This window comes from Ruegeria sp. BF6 (assembly GCF_056538665.1).
This window is the reverse complement of record NZ_JBQFTN010000007.1, coordinates 13139-35289: the sequence shown is the minus strand read 5'-3', so window position 1 is coordinate 35289 and position 22151 is coordinate 13139. Positions and strand designations below refer to the sequence as shown.

Annotated in this window: 22 protein-coding genes; 9 read left to right on the top strand and 13 right to left on the bottom strand. The window is 58.4% G+C overall.

Features of this window, described 5'->3' with window-relative positions; all coding sequences use genetic code 11:
* Positions 1-3: 3 nt before the first annotated feature.
* The 12 genes from ACR0IM_RS15590 to coxB all read right to left on the bottom strand — a co-directional run bounded on the left by ACR0IM_RS15590 (position 4) and on the right by coxB (position 10560).
* Positions 4-1416, bottom strand: coding sequence for an FAD-binding oxidoreductase (locus ACR0IM_RS15590; RefSeq protein ID WP_480682478.1), 1413 nt, complete (start codon positions 1414-1416; stop codon positions 4-6).
* A 38-nt stretch (positions 1417-1454) separates the two neighbouring features.
* Complete coding sequence (locus ACR0IM_RS15585) at positions 1455-2273, bottom strand: MBL fold metallo-hydrolase (protein WP_480682477.1); 819 nt, start codon at positions 2271-2273, stop codon at positions 1455-1457.
* A 289-nt stretch (positions 2274-2562) separates the two neighbouring features.
* Positions 2563-2961, bottom strand: coding sequence for a hypothetical protein (locus ACR0IM_RS15580; protein ID WP_480682476.1), 399 nt, complete (start codon positions 2959-2961; stop codon positions 2563-2565).
* A 24-nt stretch (positions 2962-2985) separates the two neighbouring features.
* The gene (locus tag ACR0IM_RS15575; RefSeq protein WP_480593908.1) at positions 2986-3570 is read right to left on the bottom strand and encodes a GNAT family N-acetyltransferase; all 585 of its coding nucleotides are present in this window, start codon (positions 3568-3570) and stop codon (positions 2986-2988) included.
* The gene (locus ACR0IM_RS15570; RefSeq protein WP_480682475.1) at positions 3570-4832 is read right to left on the bottom strand and encodes a M16 family metallopeptidase; all 1263 of its coding nucleotides are present in this window, start codon (positions 4830-4832) and stop codon (positions 3570-3572) included. The genes ACR0IM_RS15575 and ACR0IM_RS15570 overlap by 1 nt, the downstream gene beginning before the upstream one ends.
* Positions 4829-6217 carry a threonine synthase gene (gene thrC, locus ACR0IM_RS15565; protein WP_480682474.1) on the bottom strand — a complete coding sequence of 463 codons (1389 nt, stop codon included), beginning with the start codon at positions 6215-6217 and terminating at the stop codon, positions 4829-4831. Before thrC ends, ACR0IM_RS15570 begins: the two co-directional genes overlap by 4 nt.
* Entirely contained in the window at positions 6214-6891 is a 678-nt protein-coding gene (locus ACR0IM_RS15560; RefSeq protein ID WP_480593913.1) for an SURF1 family protein, read from the bottom strand. Before ACR0IM_RS15560 ends, thrC begins: the two co-directional genes overlap by 4 nt.
* Positions 6892-7046: 155 nt before the next feature.
* Positions 7047-7862, bottom strand: coding sequence for a cytochrome c oxidase subunit 3 (locus ACR0IM_RS15555; RefSeq protein WP_480642936.1), 816 nt, complete (start codon positions 7860-7862; stop codon positions 7047-7049).
* Between the two features lie 22 nt (positions 7863-7884).
* Entirely contained in the window at positions 7885-8460 is a 576-nt protein-coding gene (locus tag ACR0IM_RS15550; RefSeq protein ID WP_480682473.1) for a cytochrome c oxidase assembly protein, read from the bottom strand.
* Positions 8460-8621 carry a hypothetical protein gene (locus tag ACR0IM_RS15545; protein ID WP_480593918.1) on the bottom strand — a complete coding sequence of 54 codons (162 nt, stop codon included), beginning with the start codon at positions 8619-8621 and terminating at the stop codon, positions 8460-8462. Before ACR0IM_RS15545 ends, ACR0IM_RS15550 begins: the two co-directional genes overlap by 1 nt.
* On the bottom strand, positions 8618-9574 hold the full coding sequence (gene cyoE / locus ACR0IM_RS15540) for a heme o synthase (protein WP_480593919.1): 957 nt from the start codon (positions 9572-9574) through the stop codon (positions 8618-8620). Before cyoE ends, ACR0IM_RS15545 begins: the two co-directional genes overlap by 4 nt.
* Before the next feature lie 74 nt (positions 9575-9648).
* Entirely contained in the window at positions 9649-10560 is a 912-nt protein-coding gene (gene coxB / locus ACR0IM_RS15535; protein ID WP_480593920.1) for a cytochrome c oxidase subunit II, read from the bottom strand.
* Positions 10561-10736: 176 nt separating this feature from the next.
* Here coxB and tldD point away from each other — a divergent pair, with 176 nt between their 5' ends.
* From tldD to ACR0IM_RS15510, 5 genes are all read left to right on the top strand, one after another.
* On the top strand, positions 10737-12158 hold the full coding sequence (gene tldD / locus ACR0IM_RS15530) for a metalloprotease TldD (protein WP_480682472.1): 1422 nt from the start codon (positions 10737-10739) through the stop codon (positions 12156-12158).
* Positions 12159-12385: 227 nt separating this feature from the next.
* Positions 12386-13513: a DNA-processing protein DprA gene (gene dprA, locus ACR0IM_RS15525; RefSeq protein ID WP_480682471.1), complete on the top strand. Its 1128-nt coding sequence runs from the start codon at positions 12386-12388 to the stop codon at positions 13511-13513.
* 159 nt (positions 13514-13672) lie between these two features.
* On the top strand, positions 13673-16291 hold the full coding sequence (topA, locus tag ACR0IM_RS15520; RefSeq protein ID WP_480682470.1) for a type I DNA topoisomerase: 2619 nt from the start codon (positions 13673-13675) through the stop codon (positions 16289-16291).
* Positions 16292-16394: 103 nt separating this feature from the next.
* Entirely contained in the window at positions 16395-17099 is a 705-nt protein-coding gene (locus ACR0IM_RS15515) for a CoA transferase subunit A (protein WP_480642926.1), read from the top strand.
* On the top strand, positions 17099-17725 hold the full coding sequence (locus tag ACR0IM_RS15510) for a CoA transferase subunit B (RefSeq protein WP_480593927.1): 627 nt from the start codon (positions 17099-17101) through the stop codon (positions 17723-17725). Before ACR0IM_RS15515 ends, ACR0IM_RS15510 begins: the two co-directional genes overlap by 1 nt.
* A 42-nt stretch (positions 17726-17767) precedes the next feature.
* On the opposite strand, the gene ACR0IM_RS15505 is transcribed toward ACR0IM_RS15510, so the two are convergent.
* Positions 17768-18634 (bottom strand): lytic transglycosylase domain-containing protein, encoded by an 867-nt coding sequence (locus ACR0IM_RS15505; protein WP_480593928.1) that lies wholly within the window; start codon positions 18632-18634, stop codon positions 17768-17770.
* A gap of 353 nt (positions 18635-18987) precedes the next feature.
* Here ACR0IM_RS15505 and ACR0IM_RS15500 point away from each other — a divergent pair, with 353 nt between their 5' ends.
* The 4 genes from ACR0IM_RS15500 to ACR0IM_RS15485 all read left to right on the top strand — a co-directional run bounded on the left by ACR0IM_RS15500 (position 18988) and on the right by ACR0IM_RS15485 (position 22136).
* Positions 18988-19197: a Flp family type IVb pilin gene (locus tag ACR0IM_RS15500; RefSeq protein ID WP_480593929.1), complete on the top strand. Its 210-nt coding sequence runs from the start codon at positions 18988-18990 to the stop codon at positions 19195-19197.
* 98 nt (positions 19198-19295) lie between these two features.
* Positions 19296-19511 carry a Flp family type IVb pilin gene (locus tag ACR0IM_RS15495; protein WP_480593930.1) on the top strand — a complete coding sequence of 72 codons (216 nt, stop codon included), beginning with the start codon at positions 19296-19298 and terminating at the stop codon, positions 19509-19511.
* Between the two features lie 150 nt (positions 19512-19661).
* A complete protein-coding gene (gene cpaB, locus ACR0IM_RS15490; RefSeq protein WP_480593932.1) occupies positions 19662-20537 on the top strand; it encodes a Flp pilus assembly protein CpaB in 876 nt (291 codons plus the stop codon).
* Between the two features lie 192 nt (positions 20538-20729).
* Positions 20730-22136, top strand: a complete 1407-nt coding sequence (locus ACR0IM_RS15485; RefSeq protein WP_480593933.1) for a type II and III secretion system protein family protein — start codon at positions 20730-20732, stop codon at positions 22134-22136.
* The last annotated feature ends 15 nt before the right edge of the window (positions 22137-22151 follow it).

The window sequence follows — 22151 nt, the reverse complement described above, 5'->3', positions numbered from 1 at the left end:
CCTTCACCTTAGAACCGCGCCTGGGTTCATGATCCCCATAGGGTCCAGCGCCGTTTTGATGGTGCGCATGGCAGCCAACTTTGTCGCATCCGCGTATGTCTCCAAATCACCGGCTTTGAGCCGTCCGACCCCGTGCTCGGCACTGACGGACCCGTCGAACGCGTTAACCAGATCATGCACGGCGTGCTTCACAGCCTGCCTTTGCCCATCGAATTCTGACCGGTCATGGCCCAGCGGCGGAAAAACGTTGTAGTGCAGATTGCCGTCCCCCATGTGCCCAAAGCAATTGATGCGGAATGGGCCAAGCCCTGCCACTACTTGGGCACCACGACCAATAAACTCGGGAATCCGCGAGATCGGGATTGAGATATCGTGGCTCGACACCGACCCGATCAACCGGTTCGCCTCGGGAATGCGTTCGCGCACGGCCCAGAGGTCCATACGCTGCGCCTCGCTCTGCGCGATGACCGCATCACCAACCAATCCAGCCTTGTCCGCCGCGGCGTAAAGCGTTTCCAGCGCCTCCGACGGTGCATGTCCGGCAAACAGCCCTATTTCGATCAGCACGCACCATTCCGGCTGGGTCACAAAGGGTTGCCGCACATCCGGCAGCACCTCGGTCAGGAATTGCAGCCCCTGCCGGTGGATCAGCTCAAACGTGCTGACCGCATCACCCAACTGGTCCCGCGCCAGCGCCAGCAACTCGATCGCGGACTCAGGCGACGTGATCTGTAGCATCGCGGTTCCCACCGCTTCGGGCCGCGGAAACAGATGCAGAGAGGCCGCCGTGATAATTCCCAGCGTCCCCTCGGACCCGATCAACAGGTTGCGCAGATCATACCCAGTGTTGTCCTTGCGCAAGCGGCTTAGCCCGTGCCAGATCTCACCGTTGGGCAAAACCACCTCCAACCCCAGACACAGATTGCGCGCATTGCCATAGCGCAGAACGTTCACCCCGCCCGCATTGGTGGCGAGGTTCCCACCGATCCGGCATGATCCCTGCGCCGCCAGCGCCAGGGGGAACAGCCGGTTGGCGTCCTCAGCGGCGGCCTGAACATCGGCCAGAATGGCACCCGCCTCGGCGATCAGAATGTTCTCGGTCGGGTACACCGCCCGGATCGCCGTCATCCGCTCCAGCGAGATCAACAGCGGCGCAGGCCCATCGGGCATGACCTGCCCGCCCACCAGCCCAGTGCCACCGCCATAGGGTACAACCGGAACCCGCGCTTCCGAGGCCAGTCGGACCAATGCAGACACGTCCTCAACTGTTCGCGGCAGGGCAAGCAGCCCCGCCTGCCCGGCAAACCGGCGACGCGGTTCCTCCAAGTAACGTTCGGTGACAGGGCGCAGGATATCGTCGCCCAGATCGGCCCGGATCAGTTTAGCAAGGGTCTCATCGGCAGGATTCAGTATCATACCCATTCCTTGCCCAAGCAGCCTTACCCCCACAAGCCCTATTCCAATTCAATCAGATAGCGCGGCTCCAGCACCACTACGGTGGGCCGGTCCGGAAGCGTCTTCAAAGAAACGGTCAGTTCCGAGACACCATTACGCTCGACCGGGAAGTCATTGCGGACATCAACCAGAAACCGGTCCAGCGAAAAGCCGGAAAACCAGTGCATCGGGATAATGACCGAGCTTTTCAGCCGCCTCAAAACCGAGATCATTTCGGGCAGAGGCATGGTCGTGCCGCCATCCACTGCGGCCATCACCACATCCAACCGCCCCAAGGCAGCAAACTGTTCGTCCGACGGCACATGATGCAGATGCCCTAGGTGACCGATACACAGCCCTTCGATCTCAAACACAAAGATCGAATTGCCACGCTCTTCGACCCCGCCATAGGGGGACCGGATATCGGTCGAGACATTGCGCACCAGCATCTCACCCAGATCAAGGTGATGCTCGATCCCCTGCCCGAAATCTCCCCAGCCGGGCAGTACATGCGGAATGGCCGGATCGGGATGCGCGGTCCAATGGGTGCTGTGCGCGTGGTTCATGGTGACCACATCCGGGATCAGATCAGCGCTGCCGATAAAGCCGGTGAAATCGGTCACCGCGTTCAACCCGCCGCGCGTCTGGATCAGAAACGAGGCATGGGCGATATAGCTGATCCGAACTGAATACTCGGGTATCGGGTCCTGCCACGCGGCCTTGTGAACATACTCGATTCCAGGCGCAGCATCCGCGATGGCTATACAATGGCTCGGTCGCCGCTCCTGCGCCGCAGCCCCGCCCGAAATCACCATCAATGCCGCAACAATCCAGCGCATGAGGGAAGTGTAGCGCAGCGCGCAGTTAAGTCACCCCTGCAAATGGTGGGTCAGCGAAAACACGGGGCTGGTCATAGCGGCAGTCTTAGATGACGACGCACTTGCGCAGCGCGAATGGGCGAGAAACCTTCGCTACGCGTAAGGCTTGTACCAACGGACCACTCACAAAAAAAGCGCGGTGCAACCGCGTATCCATCCAAAGATCCAGTCCTTCCTAAGCGTTCGACGAGACAGCAATATCCTTGTCCTGCATCGCCAGAGGCTCCCAGACGTCATGGTTCGCGCTAGGCTAATCTATGCGTGGTGGCTGATCCGTAAGAACGGCCGTCTTCTGCACACCAAAGTTCAAACAGAAGTACTCGCCTTCAACGGGCTTGGTAGGGTCATGTTGAAGCAGTTTCACTGGATCGAGCTTTCCCTCACCCAGATCGAATTGACGCAAAACAGCGGCACAGTCAGAAGAAACCGCCCAAAAACCTCCAACCATGAATAGGTGGGGTTGCTTCCCTTCCTTTTTGTCTTTGCGTTTTGCATGTAATTCTTTTGGGAAAATTTCGTCTGGCTGAACTTCTCCAAGCTTATTCCAGGTCATCGCCTCGATAGCGCGTTTTCTGTCACTCAGGACTAGCTCAGCTTCAAACCCTATGATATTTGAAACGCTCATCATTGCATGGCTGATCCAGACCATCGGCTTCCTTGCCCGCGCCACGCCCTACCCTGCGTCAGTCTTTCCGCGCCGGTCCGACCGCAGGCTGGCATAGAGAACATGCGTCCGCCAGCGCCCATTGATCTGCAGATAAGACTGCGCCACGCCCTCGTATTTGAAGCCCGAGCTTTCCAGCAACCCGCGTGAGGGCTTATTTTCCGGCAGACAGGCAGCCTCGATCCGGCTCAGGTCCAGACGGGTAAAGGCGTGGTGCACCACGGCCCCGATCGCCTCGCGCATATACCCGTTGCGGGCGAAGGCCTCACCGGTCCAATACCCCAGCGTCCCTGCCTGTGCCGGACCGCGACGCACATTGTCCAAGGTGATTGCGCCCAGCAGCACATCGTCAGATCGGCGGAACAGGAACAAAGGGATCGCGGTGCCGCTGGAAACCGACCTCTGCGCCCAATAGACCCGATTGGTAAAGGATTTCCGGCTCAGGTGATCCTTGGCCCAGACCGGCTCCCACGGGGTCAGGAATTCCTTGGACGCACGCCGCAGCGCCGCCCAGTCATTGAAGTCGGAATGCACGGGCGGGCGCAGGCTCAGGCGCTCGGTTTCGAGTTTCAGCTTGCGTCTGCCCAACAGCATCACGCCGCGCGCCTCTCCTGCAATTCAGCCAAGGTGGGTGCACCGGAAACCGGACCATAAAGGGCCAGCGCTGCCGGGGCCTTTACGGCCATGTCTTCGGCAAAGGCACGCACGTCCTCGGTGCTGACAGCGTCGATTTTGGCGACGGTATCCTCAAGCGAGGGTACTCGGCCCCAGATCTGCACCAACCGCGCCAGACGTTCCGCCCGGTTCGACGGGCTTTCCAGCCCCATCAGCATTCCAGCCTTCATCTGGGCACGCGCACGAGCAACCTCTTCGGGGTTCATGTCCTCGGCGGCGCGCTTCATCTCGTCGATAGTGATTGTCGCCAGTTCCGCTACCTGATCGGCGGAGGTCCCTGCATAGATCGTCGTTGTCCCGGTATCCGCATAGGCCCCGGTTTGCGCGAAGATCGTGTAGCAGAGCCCGCGGGTTTCCCGCACTTCCTGAAACAGGCGCGAGGACATACCCCCGCCCAATGCAGTCGAGTAAATCTGTGCCGTATAGATCGCATCGTCGCGATAGCCCGGGCTTTCCAACGCCAGCGCGAAATGCGCCTGTTCCAGCTCTTTCTCCTGCCGCGCTTCGCCACCTGTGAACCGTGCTGCTTCGGGGATAAGGCCCCTGCGCGGCTGTAGATAGCCAAACATCTCTTCAGCCATTTTCATCAGTTGGTCATGATCCACGGCGCCAGCAGCCGACAGGATCATCTGCTCGGGGCCGTAATGCTCGGCCACGAATCCCGACAGGTCCTCACGCGAGAACGCACTTACGCGCTCGGTCGGGCCAAGAATGGTGCGGCCCAACGGCTGATCGTGATAGCTCTGCTCTTGCAACCAGTCAAAGATCACGTCATCGGGCGTGTCATAAGCCTGGCCGATTTCCTGTAAGATCACGCCGCGCTCGACCTCGATCTCGCGCGGATCAAAGATCGGGTTCAGAACGATGTCGCCGATCACATCCATCGCCAGCGCCACATCGTCTTTCAGAACCCGCGCGTAATAGGCCGTCACCTCGCGCGAGGTATAGGCGTTGATGTACCCGCCCACATCCTCGATCGCTTCGGCGATTTGCAGCGCAGAACGCCGCTCGGTGCCCTTGAACGCCATATGCTCAAGGAAATGCGCAATCCCGTTCTGCTCGATCCGCTCATGCCGCCCGCCGGCGGTCACCCAAATGCCGATGGCCGCAGATTGCAGCCCCGGCATGTTTTCACTGACGATACGAAACCCGTTCTTCAGTTGGTCTTGTCTGACTGTCACTCAGCAATATGCCTTCTGATATGATCCTCAAGGGCGCCCAGATCGTTGGCAATGCGGGTCACCCGTTCCGGACGTTCATACAGATCAGACATGCGGGATGGAAGAGGCGGATGCACACCGCTGGCCTTCTCGACCGCCGCCGGGAATTTCGCCGGGTGTGCAGTGGCCAGAGTGATCATCGGCACGTCTGCCGCGCGGTGCTCTTCCGCAACCTTGATGCCGACTGCGGTGTGCGGGCAGACCAGCTCAGCGCTGTGAGCCAGCGTGTGCTTGATTGTTTCCAAAGTTTCGTCCTCAGACACGCGACCCGAGTCAAAGCTTTCGCGCAGGGCTTCCATCGCGCCCTGGCTGACGTTGAAGCCTCCGGTCTTGAGTTCATCCATCAACTGAGTGACAGCACCGCCATCCTCGCCATAGGCATAATACAGCGCGCGCTCAAAGTTCGAGCTGACCTGAATATCCATCGACGGGCTGATCGAGGGGATGGTGTTTCCTTTGAAATACCCCTCGCCAGACAGGCAGCGATGCAGGATGTCATTCTGGTTGGTCGCCACGACCAGACGGTCAATGGGCAGTCCCATACGTTTTGCCAGATAGCCCGCGAAGATGTCGCCAAAGTTACCGGTCGGCACTGTAAAACTGACCTTGCGATGGGGTGCGCCAAGGCTGACGGCAGCCGAAAAGAAATAAACGATCTGCGCCAAAACCCGCGCGAAGTTGATCGAGTTCACACCCGCCAGCTTCACGTCATCCCGGAAATCGAAATCGTTGAACATGTCTTTCAGCGCGGCCTGACAATCATCGAAATCGCCATCCACGGCCAACGCATGCACGTTGCTATCCGCAGGCGTCGTCATCTGGCGGCGCTGCACTTCCGAGACACGGCCATGCGGGAACAGGATGAACACATCCACTGCGTCCAGCCCCCGGAACGCCTCAATCGCGGCCGAGCCGGTATCCCCGCTGGTGGCGCCCACGATGGTCACACGTTCACCGCGCCGCTTCAGGGCCACCTGGAACAGTTGTCCGATCAGCTGCATGGCAAAGTCCTTGAACGCCAGCGTTGGACCGTGGAAAAGTTCCAGCAGGAAGTGGTTCTCATTCAGCTGCTTCAGCGGCGCACGCGCATCATGGTCAAAGCCCTCATACGCACGGGCGATGATCGCCTTGAATTCATCCTCGGCGAACGAGCCGCTGACATACGGCCACATCACCCGAAACGCGATCTCCTCATAGGGCAGACCGGCCAGCGCAGCGATCTCGTCCTTCGACATCACCGGGATCTCGGCGGGCAGGTACAGGCCGCCATCACGGGCCAGCCCGGTCAGCATCGCCTCTTCAAAGGTCAGTTCAGGCGCTTGGCCACGGGTCGAGATGTATTTCATTGCTCTTCACTTTCAGAAGGGGCGCGACTGCGCCACAGGAAATAGCCGGTCATCGCGGCCCAGACCAGAGCCAGACCAAACCATGTGATTGCGTATTGCAGATGATCGTTGGGAATGCCCGCCGTATCCACTGGCAGAGGCGTAACACCCGGGTCCGTTTCCGATCGGGCGATCAACAGTACAGGCTCGGCCCCCAGGGCCGCAGCCAGATTGGGCACGTCCCGGGCAAACCAAATGTTGTCGTCAATGTCTGGTTCGGGCGTGTAACCGTCGATCTCGTCCGGCCAGTGCAGATTGCCAGTAACCTCCATCGGCCCGGTTAAGCGATCAGCCTGCTTGGCAGTCGTCTGCACAAAACCCCGGTCCACAAGAATGGTCCTGGCTTCCGTGCTGAAGGATTGAATGATCCGATACCCCGCCCCAACCTGCTTGACCGAAACCAGAACATGGATTTCTCCCGGCTCCATTTCTCCGGCCACCGTCACCGGCAAATATCTGTCTCGCTCTGGCGAGATATCCCGTGGCAAGCCCACAGGCTTCGCCTCAATCCTGGCCTCGATGTCCGACAGCACTTCCTGTTTCCACGCCAACCTCTGCACTTGCCAGATGCCCAGCCAGAGCAACACGCCCAAGCCGGCAAGACCGAAAATCATCAAAAAGAGAATGCGGCGCATCTATAGACCATGTTGCAAATCCGGAACCGGCGTCTTGTTAAGGGGCACGCGGACCGAATTGCAACCACGCAATTGTATGGGGCGCAATCTTGCTACCTAATTGAGAAAAAGCCGCCCCAAAGGGCGGCTTTTGCAATTGAACAGCCCAACCGGCGTTACATCAGTGGCGCTTGACCCCAGATGTAGACGGCGAAGAACAGGAACAGCCACACAACATCAACGAAGTGCCAGTACCAGGCCGCGGCCTCGAACCCGACGTGCTTTTCGGGGGTAAAGTCACCACGCAGAGCCCGGATCAGACAAACCGAAAGGAAGATGGTGCCGATGATCACATGCGCACCGTGGAAACCAGTGGCCATGAAGAAGTTCGAATAGAACTGATCGCCACCGAATTTCCAACCTTCATGGGCCAGCAGTTCATAATATTCAAAGCCCTGCAGGAAGGTAAATGCGATGCCCAGAGCGATACCGATGGCCAGACCCTGCACCAGCGCCCTGCGATCATTGCCATGGACCAGAGCATGGTGCGCCCAGGTGATGGCACACCCCGACAGCAGCAGAACCAGAGTGTTGATCAGCGGCAGGTGGAACGGGTCAACCGCATGGATATCCGGCTGGATGTATTCGGTGCCTGCATAATCGTACATCGGGTACATGCGATGTTTGAAGAACGACCAGAACCAGGCGAAAAAGAACATCACCTCGGACATCACGAACAGGATGAAACCATAGCGCAGGCCGATACGAACAACTGGTGTGTGATCGCCCGCGCGGCTTTCGGCCACCACTTCGGACCACCATGCAAACATGGTGTAAAGAACTGCCACCAGACCGGCCCAGAACATGAACGAGGTGATGCCGTGCATCCAGAGGACGGCTCCGAACAGCATCACAAAGCCGCCGACCGCGCCAAATAGCGGCCAGATCGACGGGGTCAGAATGTGATAATCATGGTTTTTAGCGTGTGCCATCAGCGTCCCTCACCTACAGGCGTTAGTTCGTGTTTGTATCTGCCTGCGTTTCAAGGGCGGCGTAGCCCTCGGGCAGGTCTATTTCATAAAAAGTATACGACAGAGTGATCGTATGCACATACTTGGCTTCAAGATCCTCGACCATTTCAGGTTCGACGAAGAAAGTTACCGGCATCTGAACCCGTTCACCGGGCTTCAGCACCTGCTCTTCAAAGCAGAAACAGGCGATTTTCTGAAAATACCCACCGGCCGAATAAGGCGCGACGTTATAGGACGCCTGCCCTGCAATCGGTCGGTCGGTCGGGTTATAGGCCTCATAGAAGGCCAACCCGGTCTCACCGATGCGCACTTCCATCTCGCGCTCGACGGGCTTGAACTCCCAAGCCATGCCCTTGGCCTTCGAGGCGTCAAAGCGGACGGTCACGGTGCGGTCCAGAATATCCTCGGGCGCCTGTGCGGAAACGCCGGTGGTACCACCAAAACCGGTGACGCGGCAGAACCAGTCGTAGAACGGGACAGCGGCCCAGGCCAGGCTGCCCATCAAGACAACCACACCCACCGTCTGCACCACCGTTTTCTGTGGACCGGTCAATGCCATCAGTTCTGCACCTCCTGCGCCGGCACACCCAGGCTTGTGCCTGAGACTTTGACGATGGTCAGGCCGAAGATGATCACGATGAAGGCCGCCAATGTCAGGCCAACCCCCAGATTTCGGCTAAAGCGGCGTTCATGCAGTTCGTGGCCTTTGCGCAGGCTCATGACCATCCTCCCAAGCCATAGGGTTTCAACAGCGCTTCGGCCAGAATCGCACCGAAGTGCAGGAACAGGTAGAGCAGTGACAGCTTGAAGAAAGCGCGCTCGACCCTGAAATTGTCCTCCTCTGCGTCGTCCTCGGTCCGACGCGAGATCTGCCACGCACCGCGCAGGAACAGAGCGTTCATCACCACCGCAACAGTCAGATAGATCGGGCCGCCAATGCCCGAAAATGCGGTGCCAACTGCCAGCGCGGCCAACAACGCAGTATAGACCAGAATATGCCAGCGTGTCGCGCGGCGACCGTGGGTTACGGTCAGCATCGGCACGCCCGCATCGTCATAGTCCGAACGCATGAACAGCGCCAGCGCCCAGAAATGCGGCGGCGTCCACATGAAGGTCAGCGCGAACATCAACCACGGTTCCAGCGTCATCGACCCGGTGGCTGCCACCCAGCCGATCACCGGCGGGAATGCCCCGGCTGCGCCGCCGATCACGATGTTCTGAGGCGTCGAGCGCTTCAGCCACATAGTATAGACGACCACGTAGAAAAAGATGGTGAAAGCCAGAAAGGCACCGGCGAACCAATTTGTCGCCAGCCCCAGCATGATCACGGACAGGCCGGAAAGCGCCAGTCCAAGCGCCAGAGCTTCACCCTCATCGACCTTACCGGACGGGATCGGGCGACGTTTCGTGCGTTTCATCACCTTGTCGATATCCGCATCCCACCACATGTTCAGCGCGCCGGACGCGCCACCACCGATGGCGATGAACAGGATGGCACAAAAGCCCACAAACGGATGTACCAGTACCGGCGCAGCCAGTAGACCGACCAGAGCGGTAAACACAACCAGAGACATCACGCGCGGTTTCAACAGGGCGAAATAGTCGCCAAAACTGGCCTCGTCCGCGCGCGCCGTGGCGGTCACAGTGCTGGCATTGATGCTTGCGTCGCTCATGTCCGGTCCTTCTGGGGGCCAAAGCCGCGCGATCCCCGCGCAGCCTGCGAGTGTTTACCTAAGCCTTGGCAGGCTCAGTTCGAGGCAACCTGATAGGCAGCAGGCTGGCCTGCATACTCTTCCAGAGCGCCTTGCAGCCATTGCTCATACGCCTCTTCGCTGACCACTTTGACCGTGATCGGCATATAGGCGTGGTCTTTGCCGCACAGTTCCGAGCACTGGCCGAAATAGACACCTTCCTTGTCGGCCTGGAACCACAGTTCCGCCAGACGACCCGGTACACCGTCCTGCTTTACGCCGAAGGACGGGATGGTCCACGAGTGGATCACGTCGGAGGCGGTGACCTGCATCACGATGACCTTGCCGACCGGCACGACAACGGCGGTGTCGGTGGCCAGCAGCCATTCGTCATCGCTGTAACCGGCATCGGCCAGCTTGGCGCGCATGGCGTCATCCAGAACAAACGGAGTAACATCCGCATCACCCGGGCGCGAGCCTTCGTCCAGCGTGGCCGGGTGGCCCAGCAGGTAGCTGTCGAATGCAAAATCGTGATCGACATACTCGTAGGTCCAGTACCACTGGTTGCCCACCACCTTGATTACAACATCGCCCTCGGGAATTTCCTGCTGCTTGAACAGAACCGGCAACGAGAAGGCACCGATAAAGACCAGAATCAGGATCGGGCCCAACGTCCAGGCGATTTCAACCGGGGTATAGTGCGAGAAGCGCGCCGGTGTCGGGTTCGCACGCTGGTTGTAACGCAAGATACAATAGACCAGCAGCGCAGCCACGAACAGGCAGATCGCGGTGATGATCACCAGAATCATGCTGTCCAGCCGCTGAATCCCGTCGGCAAGACTGGTGGCCGCGGGCTGGAAACCCAAGCCGCCGTCAACCGGTTTGCCAATAATCTCAAGCTCCTGAGCCATGGCGGGAAGGCTGGAGAGGGCTGTCATGAACCCCGAAAGCATCAAAGCATTCTTCATTTTCTGTCCTGATCGTTTGATCTTTGCGTCCCTGGCGAAAAGGTGTGAATCGGTCGCACCTCTCCCGTTGTCTTTGGCGAAGTTAAAAACCATATTCCTGATGCTAGATAAAGCAAAATGCTTGCGTCAAACAGACGCTATTTTTGATCTGGATCAAACCCGAAAGGTACCAAGTGATGCCCAACGACCCGTTTCGCCCCTTTGAAAGCGCTCTTCCTCAGGACGAAGCGCTCGCGGTTTTGCAGTCTGCTACTGCCGGGGCGGAAGACGGAGAACTGTTCGTAGAACGGCGAAAGTCCGAATCTCTGGTCTTTGATGACGGGCGTTTGAAGACCGCATCCTATGACGCATCCGAAGGGTTCGGCCTGCGCGCCGTTCAAGGTGAGGTTGCAGGATATGCCCATTCTACCGACGTCTCGATTCCCGCGCTGAAACGGGCAGCAGAAACCGCCCGCCTGGCTGTGGGCGACGGTGGCGGTACATTGGCAGAAGCACCGCGCCCTACAAATACGCGACTTTATACGGACGAAGACCCGATCGAATCCGCCAGCTTCCCGGTCAAGATCGAAACCCTGCGCGAGATCGATGCCTACACCCGAGACCTTGACCCGCGCGTCGTACAGGTCAGCGCCACCATTGCCGCCGCCGTGCAAGAGGTCGAAATCCTGCGCCCAGATGGCGTTCTGGTGCGCGATGTGCGTCCGATGACCCGCCTGAATATCTCGGTCATTGTGGAACAGAATGGCCGCCGCGAAAGTGGCTCGGCAGGTGGTGGAGGTCGCGTGGGTCTGGACGGGCTGATTGATCCCTCTGATTGGCAGGGCAAAGCCCGCGAGGCGCTGCGGATCGCGCTGGTCAATCTGGACGCCGTCCCTGCCCCGGCCGGCGTGATGGAGGTCGCCCTTGGCCCCGGGTGGCCCGGTATCCTGCTGCACGAGGCAATCGGGCACGGGCTGGAAGGCGATTTCAACCGCAAAGGAAGTTCAGCCTTTGCCGGACTAATGGGACAGCAGATTGCATCCAAAGGCGTGACAGTCGTCGATGACGGCACCATCGCGAACCGGCGCGGCTCGATTACGGTGGATGACGAAGGCACGCCAAGTTCGCGGACCGTGCTGATCGAGGACGGCATTCTGACCGGCTACATGCAGGACAGGCAGAACGCCCGATTGATGGGGGTTGCACCCACCGGAAACGGGCGGCGTCAGAGCTATGCGCACAATCCCATGCCGCGCATGACCAATACGGTGATGCTGGGCGGGAACGACGATCCTGCCTCTTTGGTTGCAGGTATTAAAGACGGCATCTGGGCCGTGGGTTTTGGCGGCGGTCAGGTGGATATTACCAACGGCAAGTTCGTGTTTTCCTGCACCGAAGCCTACCGTGTCGAAAACGGTAAAATCGGCGCGCCGGTCAAAGGCGCTACACTGATCGGCGACGGGCCATCCGCACTGAACCGCATCCGCGGCTTGGGCAACGACATGGCACTGGATCCGGGCATGGGAACCTGTGGCAAGGACGGTCAATGGGTGCCGGTAGGCGTCGGTCAGCCTACAGTTCTGCTGGATGGTCTGACGGTCGGCGGATCAGCAGCCTGACAGAGAATCGCCCCCGCGATGGTTAACGCCTAGCCATTGGAAGTTTGGTTTTTTCGCGCCTGCTTGATTCACACCTCAAGTGGGCGCCATTATTTTGCGCTTTAAAATCAGGTTATTACAAAGTTTCGCACATAAAGCCCCGAAAATTATCCGAATAATTTGACGGGATTCACAAGCTGTTAACCCCTGCAGCCGTAAACCAGTTCTGCAATCAGGCGGAGCAACGGATGACCGAAGAGCAGCTTTCTTCCTATCACCCCACACTCCCACCCACCACGGAAGAGGATCGGTTTTCCTGGCTTCGTCTGTTGCGCTCGCGCAAGGTCGGTCCGGCGACGTTTCGTCGGCTGTTGCGCGAACATGGTTCGGCGCAGAACGCGCTGGCCGCGCTGCCTGAAATGGCACGTGCAGCCGGAATTGAAGGGTATGAAATTTGCCCGCCCGGCGTGATTGAGGCGGAACTCAAGGCCGCAAAAGCCGCAAATGCGCGGCTTTTGTGCCTTGGGTCCGCTGATTTTCCTGATGCCTTGAATAACTTGTCGGATGCCCCTCCGGTGTTGTGGGCGATTGGAGATGTGTCTTTGCTGCGTAAACCCTGCATTGCGATGGTCGGGGCGCGAAACTGTTCGTCACTGGGTGCACGGATGGCGCGTGGGTTGGCGGTCAACCTTGGAAAGCAAGGGTATATCGTTGTGTCAGGGTTAGCGCGCGGAATCGACACCTCTGCACATATGGCAGCATTGGATACCGGCACTGTTGCTGTCATGGCTGGCGGCGTGGACGTAATCTACCCAGCAGAAAACACCGATCTGGCCAGAGAGATCGCCCAATCGGGGCTGCGCGTGTCCGAGCAACCGATGGGCGTGACCCCGCAAGCACGGCACTTTCCGCGCCGCAACCGGATCATCTCGGGGCTGGCTCAGGCGGTTGTCGTGGTTGAAGCCGCCGCTAAATCCGGCAGCCTGATCACCGCGCGGGACGCCTTGGATCAGGGCCGCGAGGTTCTGGCTGTACCCGGCCACCCCTTTGATGCCCGTGCGGCCGGATGCAACCTTTTGATCCGCGACGGGGCCACCCTGGTGCGGTCCGCCGAAGACGTAATCGAAGCGCTGCCGCAGCAGCAGGCAGACTTGTTTGAGGCCTCGCTGCCTGAAGCATCTGTGGAACAGGCCCCCTCGAGTGCAGCATTACATGATGAGATACTGGCCCGGCTGGGACCGTCACCGATAGCCGAAGACCAGTTGATCCGCGACATCTCCGCCACTGCGGGCGAGATTGGTCCGGCTTTGGTCGATCTGGAACTGGAAGGGCGAGTTCAGCGCCAGCCCGGCGGTTTGCTGTCCCTGACGGCCTGACGCACTTTCGCGTGACGCACGGGTATTTTCACTTCTAGCACGCTGAAATTGCCGTCTAATTTCGGTTTTTGAAGGAACGCATTGACAATTCGCTCTTGCCCTACACATTTTGCACGATCATAGAAGGCGCCCAATTCGTCGAGCGAGGTTTTCCCTTAAATGCCTGTAGTTGTTGTAGAATCCCCGGCAAAAGCCAAGACAATCAATAAGTATCTTGGCCCCGACTACACGGTTTTGGCGTCTTATGGCCATGTGCGGGACCTGCCGCCCAAGGACGGATCGGTCGATCCCGCGCATGAATTTGCGATGAAATGGGAAGTCGGCAATGACAGCCGCAAGCACGTCAAAGCCATCGCTGACGCGCTGAAGGAAGACAACGCCCTGATCCTGGCCACTGACCCCGATCGAGAAGGCGAGGCGATCAGCTGGCACCTTCAGGAGGCGCTGACCAAGCGGCGCTCGATCAAGAAGGACACTCCGGTCAGCCGGGTCACCTTCAACGCCATCACCAAAGACGCGGTGACCGAGGCGATGCAGAACCCGCGTGAGGTCGATATGCCTCTGGTCGAGGCTTATCTGGCCCGCCGCGCACTCGATTATTTGGTAGGCTTCAACCTGTCTCCGGTTTTGTGGCGCAAATTGCCGGGCGCGAAATCGGCGGGCCGGGTGCAATCGGTTTGCCTGCGTCTGATTGTCGAGCGCGAGATGGAGATTGAGGCGTTCAAGCCGGTTGAATACTGGTCGGTGCGCGCCCTATTCGAAACTCCGCGCGGTCAGACCTACGAAGCGCGGCTTGTCACTCTGGCCGGAAGAAAACTGGACAAACACGATCTGGCGAACGCCACGCAGGCGGAACTGGCGGTTCAGGCAATCTCCAGCCGCGCGCTCAGCGTCACATCGGTCGAGGCCAAACCCGCCGCCCGCAATCCCAGCGCGCCGTTTATGACCTCGACCCTGCAGCAGGAAGCCAGCCGCAAGTTCGGTATGGGCGCGCGGCACGCGATGCAGGTGGCACAGCGGCTGTATGAGGCGGGTTACATTACCTATATGCGGACCGATGGCATCGACATGGCGCCCGAAGCCGTCGCAGCCACGCGCGACGCGATTACCGAGCGATATGGCGCGGAATACGTGCCTGACAGCCCGCGCATGTACAAGAACAAGGCCAAGAACGCGCAGGAAGCCCACGAGTGTATCCGTCCGACGGATATGTCGCGCGACGCCAAGGCACTGAAGGTCACGGATGAGGATCAGCGCCGACTGTATGACCTGATCTGGAAACGCACCATCGCCTGCCAGATGGCCGCCGCCCGGTTGGAGCGGACGACGGTCGAGATTGGCAGCGCCGATGGCCAGGTCGGCCTGCGCGCAACCGGTCAGGTGGTTCTGTTCGACGGGTTCATGCGCGTTTATGAAGAAGGTCGCGATGACGTCTCTGACGACGACGAAAAGCGCCTGCCGCAGATCATGCAGGGCGATCCGGCGCCGTTCGCCAAAACCTCTCTGAAAGATCAGTTCGCGAAGGCGGAGGACAAGGCCGCCCTCCTATCGGACAACGAGGCTGTTCTAGCCTTGCAACACCACACCCAACCGCCGCCGCGTTACACCGAGGCCACCTTGGTCAAGCGCATGGAAGAGCTGGGCATCGGGCGCCCCTCGACCTACGCCTCGATCGTGACCACGATTCAGGACCGGGAGTATGTGCGCAAGGACAAGAACAGGCTGATCCCCGAGGAAAAGGGACGGATCGTCACGATCTTCCTGCTGAATTTCTTCCGGCAATACGTGGGCTATGAGTTCACTGCCAATCTTGAGGAACAGCTGGACGACGTCAGCGCGGGTGGTCGTGACTACAAGGAGTTGCTGAGCAAGTTCTGGCGCGATTTCTCGGCCGCCATTGGTGAGACGTCCGAACTGCGCATTTCCGAAGTTCTGGACAAGCTGGACGAAGCGCTGGCGCCACAGCTGTATCCGCCGCGCGAGGATGGGTCCGACCCGCGCGTCTGTCCGAAATGCGGCGTGGCCCAATTGCACCTGAAAACCTCGCGCACTGGTGGTTTCGTTGGTTGTGGCAACTATCCGGAGTGTACATACACGCGCCCCATTGCCGGTGAAGGTGCCGAGGGCGATGAACGTCTGCTGGGCGAAGATGCTGGCGATGAGATCTGGCTGAAATCCGGTCGGTTTGGGCCATATGTCCAGCGGGGCGAACCGACGCCCGAGAACAAGAAACCGCCGCGTGCGTCTCTGCCGCGCGGGTGGAGCAAGGATGACATGGATCTGGACAAGGCTCTGACCCTGCTGTCCCTGCCCCGACAGATCGGCGAACACCCCGAGGGCGGCATGATCAGCTCGAACTTCGGGCGGTTTGGTCCTTATCTGATGCATCAGCTGGCGGATGAGGCCAAACCGGTTTATGCCAACCTCAAAGACCCCAACGACGTGTTCGAGATCGGCATGAACCGCGCGGTTGAAATGCTGGCCGAAAAGCGCGCCAACCCCGGGCGGGGCCGTCGCGCAGCAGCCAAAGCGTTGAAAGAATTGGGCGAACACCCCGATGGCGGTGCGATGCAGGTTCTGGACGGGCGTTATGGGCCGTATGTGAAATGGGAAAAGGTCAACGCGACCATTCCCAAGGACATCAAGCCCGAAGACGTGACGCAGGAAATGGCCATCGAATTGGTCAACGAGCGCGCGGCCAAAAAGGGCACCAGGAAAAAAGCAACCCCCAAGAAGAAAGCTGCCGCCAAGAAAACGGCCAAAAAGGCGGCCACCTGACTGTCGGCTAGGTAGAAATACCACCTACGCCTTGGTTTCATTGACTTCCCCGTGACGCGGCGGCACAACCTGCGCCATCACCATGTCATTGGGGGAGTTTTCCATGAAGAAAGTCTATGCCAATGCCACCGAGGCGCTCGATGGAGTGATTTCGGACGGCATGATGATCGCCGCGGGCGGTTTCGGCCTGTGCGGTATTCCCGAGTTGCTGCTAGAGGCCATCAAGGACTCGGGCGCTCAGGACCTGACCTTTGCCTCGAACAACGCGGGCGTCGACGATTTCGGGATCGGCATTCTGCTGCAGACCAAGCAAGTCAAAAAGATGATCAGCTCTTACGTCGGAGAAAACGCCGAATTCATGCGTCAGTACCTGGCCGGAGAGCTGGAGCTGGAATTTAATCCGCAAGGCACCCTTGCCGAACGGATGCGCGCCGGTGGTGCGGGTATCCCCGGCTTCTATACCAAGACCGGTGTGGGCACCGTGATTGCCGAGGGCAAAGAGCACAAAGACTTCAACGGCGAGACTTATATTCTGGAAGAGGGCATCTTCGCCGATCTGGCCATCGTCAAGGCGTGGAAAGCCGACGACACCGGCAACCTGATCTTCCGCAAGACCGCCCGCAACTTCAACGTACCCGCCGCGACCTGCGGAAAGATCTGCATCGCTGAGGTCGAAGAAATCGTACCCCGCGGCTCGCTGGACCCGGACAGCATCCACCTGCCCGGCATCTATGTACATCGCATTATTCAGGGCGATCACGAAAAGCGCATCGAACAGCGCACCACCCGCAAGAAGGAGGACGCATAATGCCCTGGGATCGCAATCAGATGGCCGCCCGCGCGGCGCAAGAGCTGGAAGACGGCATGTATGTAAACCTCGGCATCGGCATCCCGACGCTGGTGGCGAACTATGTGGGTGACAAAGACATCACCCTGCAATCCGAGAACGGTATGCTGGGCATGGGACCATTCCCGTTCGAGGGTGAGGAAGACCCCGACCTAATCAACGCAGGCAAACAGACTATCACCGAATTGTCCCGCACATCCTACTTCGACAGCGCGACTTCTTTCGCCATGATCCGAGGCGGCAAGATCGCCGCAGCCGTTCTGGGCGCGATGGAGGTGGACGAGGAAGGTGATCTGGCCAACTGGATGATTCCCGGCGTGCTGGTCAAAGGCATGGGCGGCGCGATGGACCTTGTGGCCGGCGTGGGCCGTGTAATCGTCGTGATGGATCACACCAACAAGCACGGTAAGTCCAAACTGCTGAAGAAATGCACCCTGCCGCTGACCGGTAAGAAGGTGGTGGATCGCATCATCACTAATCTGGGTGTTCTGGATGTGGTCGAAGGTGGCCTGAAGATCGTCGAAATTGCCGAGGGCGTAACCGAGGACGAAATCCGCGCCGCCACCGAAGCCAAGATCGTCAACTGATCCTTTACACCAAAATGGCCCGCCGTTACTGGCGGGTCTTTTTCAGTTCTGGGTCTGGAAGACGCACCCGTCCGAAATAAGCTCAGGCGGAGTTGAACACAGGGCCTTGGCAATCTGAAAGGCCGCAAGGACCTTAGGCACATAGTCGCGCGTCTCGGCATAAGGTGGCACACCACTGTGCTTGCGGACCGCGCCTTCGCCCGCGTTATACCCGGCCAACACCAGAATCGGATCATTGCCAAATTCTTCCATCAACCAGTTCAGGTATTTCACCCCACCCGAAATATTCTGAGAGGGCTTAAAGCTGTCTTTTACACCAAATCGTTTGGCGGTTGCTGGCATCAACTGCATCAACCCCTGCGCCCCGGCAGAACTGACTGCATCCGCGCGACCAGCGGATTCAACAGAAATAACGGCCAGCACCAATGCGGGAGAAACATTGGTCCCCACGGTCGAGCGCAGGATCTCGATGCCCTGCTGTTGTGCGATGTTCTGAAGAGTCTGCAGTCGTGGTGAGGCCACATTGGTCGCGGCCAACGCTTTTATAGCGTCGTTCAACCGCCCTGCACCCGATGCGGAGAGCGCCGGAGAAATTTTATCCCAGAAGGCTTTGTATGACCCGACCGGCTTGTTCTTTGGCCCTGTGCCCGGAACGCTTGGGGGGACAGCTGTTGTGCGCGTTGCAACCTCGGGAACGGAAATCTCAGCCCCGGTGCTGGGTGCGTATGGGGCCGCCGCATGTTCCTCGGGTGATATTTGAACAGTCACCTTGGGCCGCGTGCCAGGCTTTGGCGCCTTCACTCTCTTATATACGCCCCTGGGTTCAGTCTCGGTTGCGACAGCTGACATTGGTGCTGCCACCACCAGCGCCAAGATGCCGGCGCAGGTCATTGCGTCCCGGAGTTTCATTTGCCTGCCTCGTGCTTTTTCTTTTCAACAGTTTGAAGCGCGAATCCCTTTGAAAAGCCAGAAAAACACGTCGAATTGGGGCAATTTCGCCTCATTTGCCGCAATTTTGCATCGGCGGCAACATGGGGCGCCCTCCCTTGTGATTTTTTAAACCTTTATTTTCAATATGTTAGAAATAAAACTACCAAAAAGTTAAGCCCGGAAGAAAAAAGACGGTGTTTGGCCCAATTCCTGCCATGCCAGACAGGCAAACATAATGCCATACCGAGACGGTCGGGAGCGGACTGAGAGAGAAAGCTCTGTTAGACGCCGAGGTTTAAATGACTTTTTTGATCCTTTAGGAGGGACGTAACATGATCAAGTTCATCAAGAACTTCCGCAAAGACGAAGACGGCGCCGTAACTGTTGACTGGGTTGTTCTGACCGCAGCTGTTGTTGGCCTGGCCGCCGTTGCCTACACCCAAGTTGGTGATGGTACCAAAGCAATCGCAGACGCCGTTGGCTCGACCCTGGATGTCGCAGCCTCCAACGTTGCAAGCGATATTCCGATCACCCCGAAGTAATCGGAACCACAGCTTAGTCTGAGAAATTCTTTTGTGGGGCCTTGCCTGTTCAGGCGTGGCCCCATTTGTTTTGCAACAACTCCAACTCCGGCGCTTTCATGATGAACAGAATCCAAACTTTCATAGAGCACGAAGACGGGGCAGTCACTGTTGACTGGGTCGTGCTGACAGCTGCGATCGTGGGCATCGGCGCAGGTGTATACGCTTACTTTGGCCAACCCGTCAAAGAACTGGATGCCAGAGCTGGCGCAGCCCTGAGCAAGGTTGATGTCGCTGAAGAGATCAGCGTCAAATTCGGCGCAACCGATCCCTGATCGATACGGCCCTTGATTGTCCCGAAAGCCACGGAGGCAAAATATTTCAAATATTGTCCCCTTTTTCGACACAATCTACCTTTATCCAAAACTGATCTTTGTCGTAGTTTCTGCGGCAACTAAACGGAAAAGAAAAACGAGGGGACGCGAATGCGTTTGGTATTTGGACTTGTCCTGATTGCCGGGGTAGCTTTGGCCGGGGGTGCGGTCTATATGGCTCGCGACTACATCGCTCAGCACCAGGATCAGCTCGCCCGTGAACGCCAAGCCACAAAGGATGCGCTGGCAAACGTCAAATCGGTGCCAACCGTAGGCGTCATCGTTTCCAACCGGGCCATGAAATACGGCGAGCCGCTGGTCGAGGATGATGTTCGAATCGTGAACTGGCCCGAGGATGCCATTCCAGAAGGCAGCTTTTTGGACATGGAAGTACTGTTCCCCGAAGACGCCAAAGGTGATCGATTCGTGCTAAGGGCGTTGGAAAAAGACGAAGCGCTGATGGAGGTCAAGGTCACCAAGCCTGGCCAGGCAGCAGGCCTTGTTTCCCGAATTGAAAAGGGTATGCGCGCGTTTGCTATCAGCGTCGATGTTTCGTCGGGCGTTTCCGGCTTTCTGCGTCCAGGCGACAGCGTGGATGTGTATTGGACCGGCTCTGTCAGCCGAGAATTCGAAGGCGGCGGTGACCAAATCACCCGCCTGATTCAGACCAACATCGAATTGATCGCAGTGGACCAGACCGCCGGATCTGACCTGACCGGCGCGACGATCGCGCGCACCGTGACCGTTGCTGCAACACCGGAACAGATCGCGGCTTTGGCGCAGGCGCAGAACACTGGCCAGTTGTCACTGGCCCTGGTTGGTGTGCAGGACGATACGGTCGCAACTGCAGTTGAAGTGGACCAGCGCAAATTGCTGAACCTCAAGGAATCGGCTCCTGCTCCGGCCCCGGTCACAGAAAAGGTCTGCACCGTGAACACGCGGCGCGGCGGTGAGATCGTCAAAACCCAAATTCCTTGTACAAACTGATGTAAATCAGAGATTTACGACCGCAAGCCGCGCCATGTGCGCGGCTTGTTACGTTTTGGATGTTGCGCATTGTCCACATAAGGAAAATTCCGGAAACCATTGATTATTGCAATAAATTCGTAATTCGCGCAGTGTTACCCAGCATAGGGCATTAGACCCAAAAAACGAGGCGTGATCGGAGAGGCAGGTCACATGAAAATACGTTCTTGGATCAGCGCAACCCTGCTTGGGTTGGCGCTTACAGTTGGTCCGGTCGGCCAAACGGCCTGGGCTGAAACTTTGCGCGTGGTGAAGAATGGCACAGCGGAAACGCTGGACGTTCCGATGAACCGCGCAATTGTCGTGGAAAGCGAAGAACCGTTCGCCGAGCTCAGCATCGCCAATGCCGGCATCGCTGATATCTCGTCGCTTTCGGATCGTACGATTTATGTGTTGGGCAAAACACCGGGTCTGACCACGCTGACCCTGTTTGACGGCGCGGGCAACCTGCTGGCGAACGTTCGGGTGCGCGTGTCTCCGGATGTGTCCGAGTTTAAGGAGCGGCTGCGGCAGATTCTTCCGGCTGAGCAGATCGAAGTCCGGACCGCCAATGACGGAATCGTGCTTTCAGGTGTGGTTTCAAGCAGCGCGAAACTTAGCCGTGCACTGGAACTGGCCGAACGATACGCACCCGACCGCGTTTCGAACTTGATGTCCGTCGGCGACGTTCAACAAGTAATGTTGAAGGTACGTTTTGCCGAGATGAGCCGTAGTGTGGCCAAAAGTCTGACCGCATCGTTAGGTTTTGGCGGCGGTGACGTAACCGGAGGTATCAACACACTGAACACTGCTGGTGCGTTGGCCAACGCCTTGAACAACAACATTCCTGTTCAGCAAACTAATACCGGCGCGATCTTGTTCGGTTTTGGCGCAGGCTCTACACAGGTCCGCCTGCTGCTGGAGGCCCTTGAAGCCAAAGGGCTTGCACGCAGCCTCGCAGAACCGAACCTTTCCGCCCTTTCGGGGCAAGAAGCAGAATTTCTGGCAGGTGGCCAAGTTCCGATCCCGGTCCCCGGGGATGACGGGCAAATCGCCATCGAATACCGCAACTTCGGTGTTCAGGTTCTCTTTACACCGCGCGTAGTGGACAGTGATCTGATCAATCTCGAGATGGGGGCTTCAGTTTCAAGCATTGATTCTAACTCGTCCTTCACAATTGCAGGTAACAACGTCCCAACCTTTATCGTTCGACAGACAAAGACGACGGTTGAACTACGAGACGGTGAAAGCTTTGCCATTGCCGGCCTGATTCAGGATGATTTCAGGGACGCTGCCAGTCAACTTCCATGGATCGGCGATGTTCCGGTGCTCGGCGCCCTGTTCCGTAGCTCGAATTACCAGCGCCAACAAAGCGAGCTAGTCATCATCGTCACAGTTCATCTTGTGTCCCCAACACGTGGCGAAGCCCTGGCATTGCCGACGGACCGGGTCAAACCGCCCAGCGAATTTGATCTGTTCGTAAACGGCAGAGTCGGTCGTACAACGCGTCCGGGTTCCGGTGCGGCTTCGGAAGTGGCCAAACAGGACTTTGGCAGCTCCTACGGCTACATTCTGGATTGATAGGAGGATAGGACC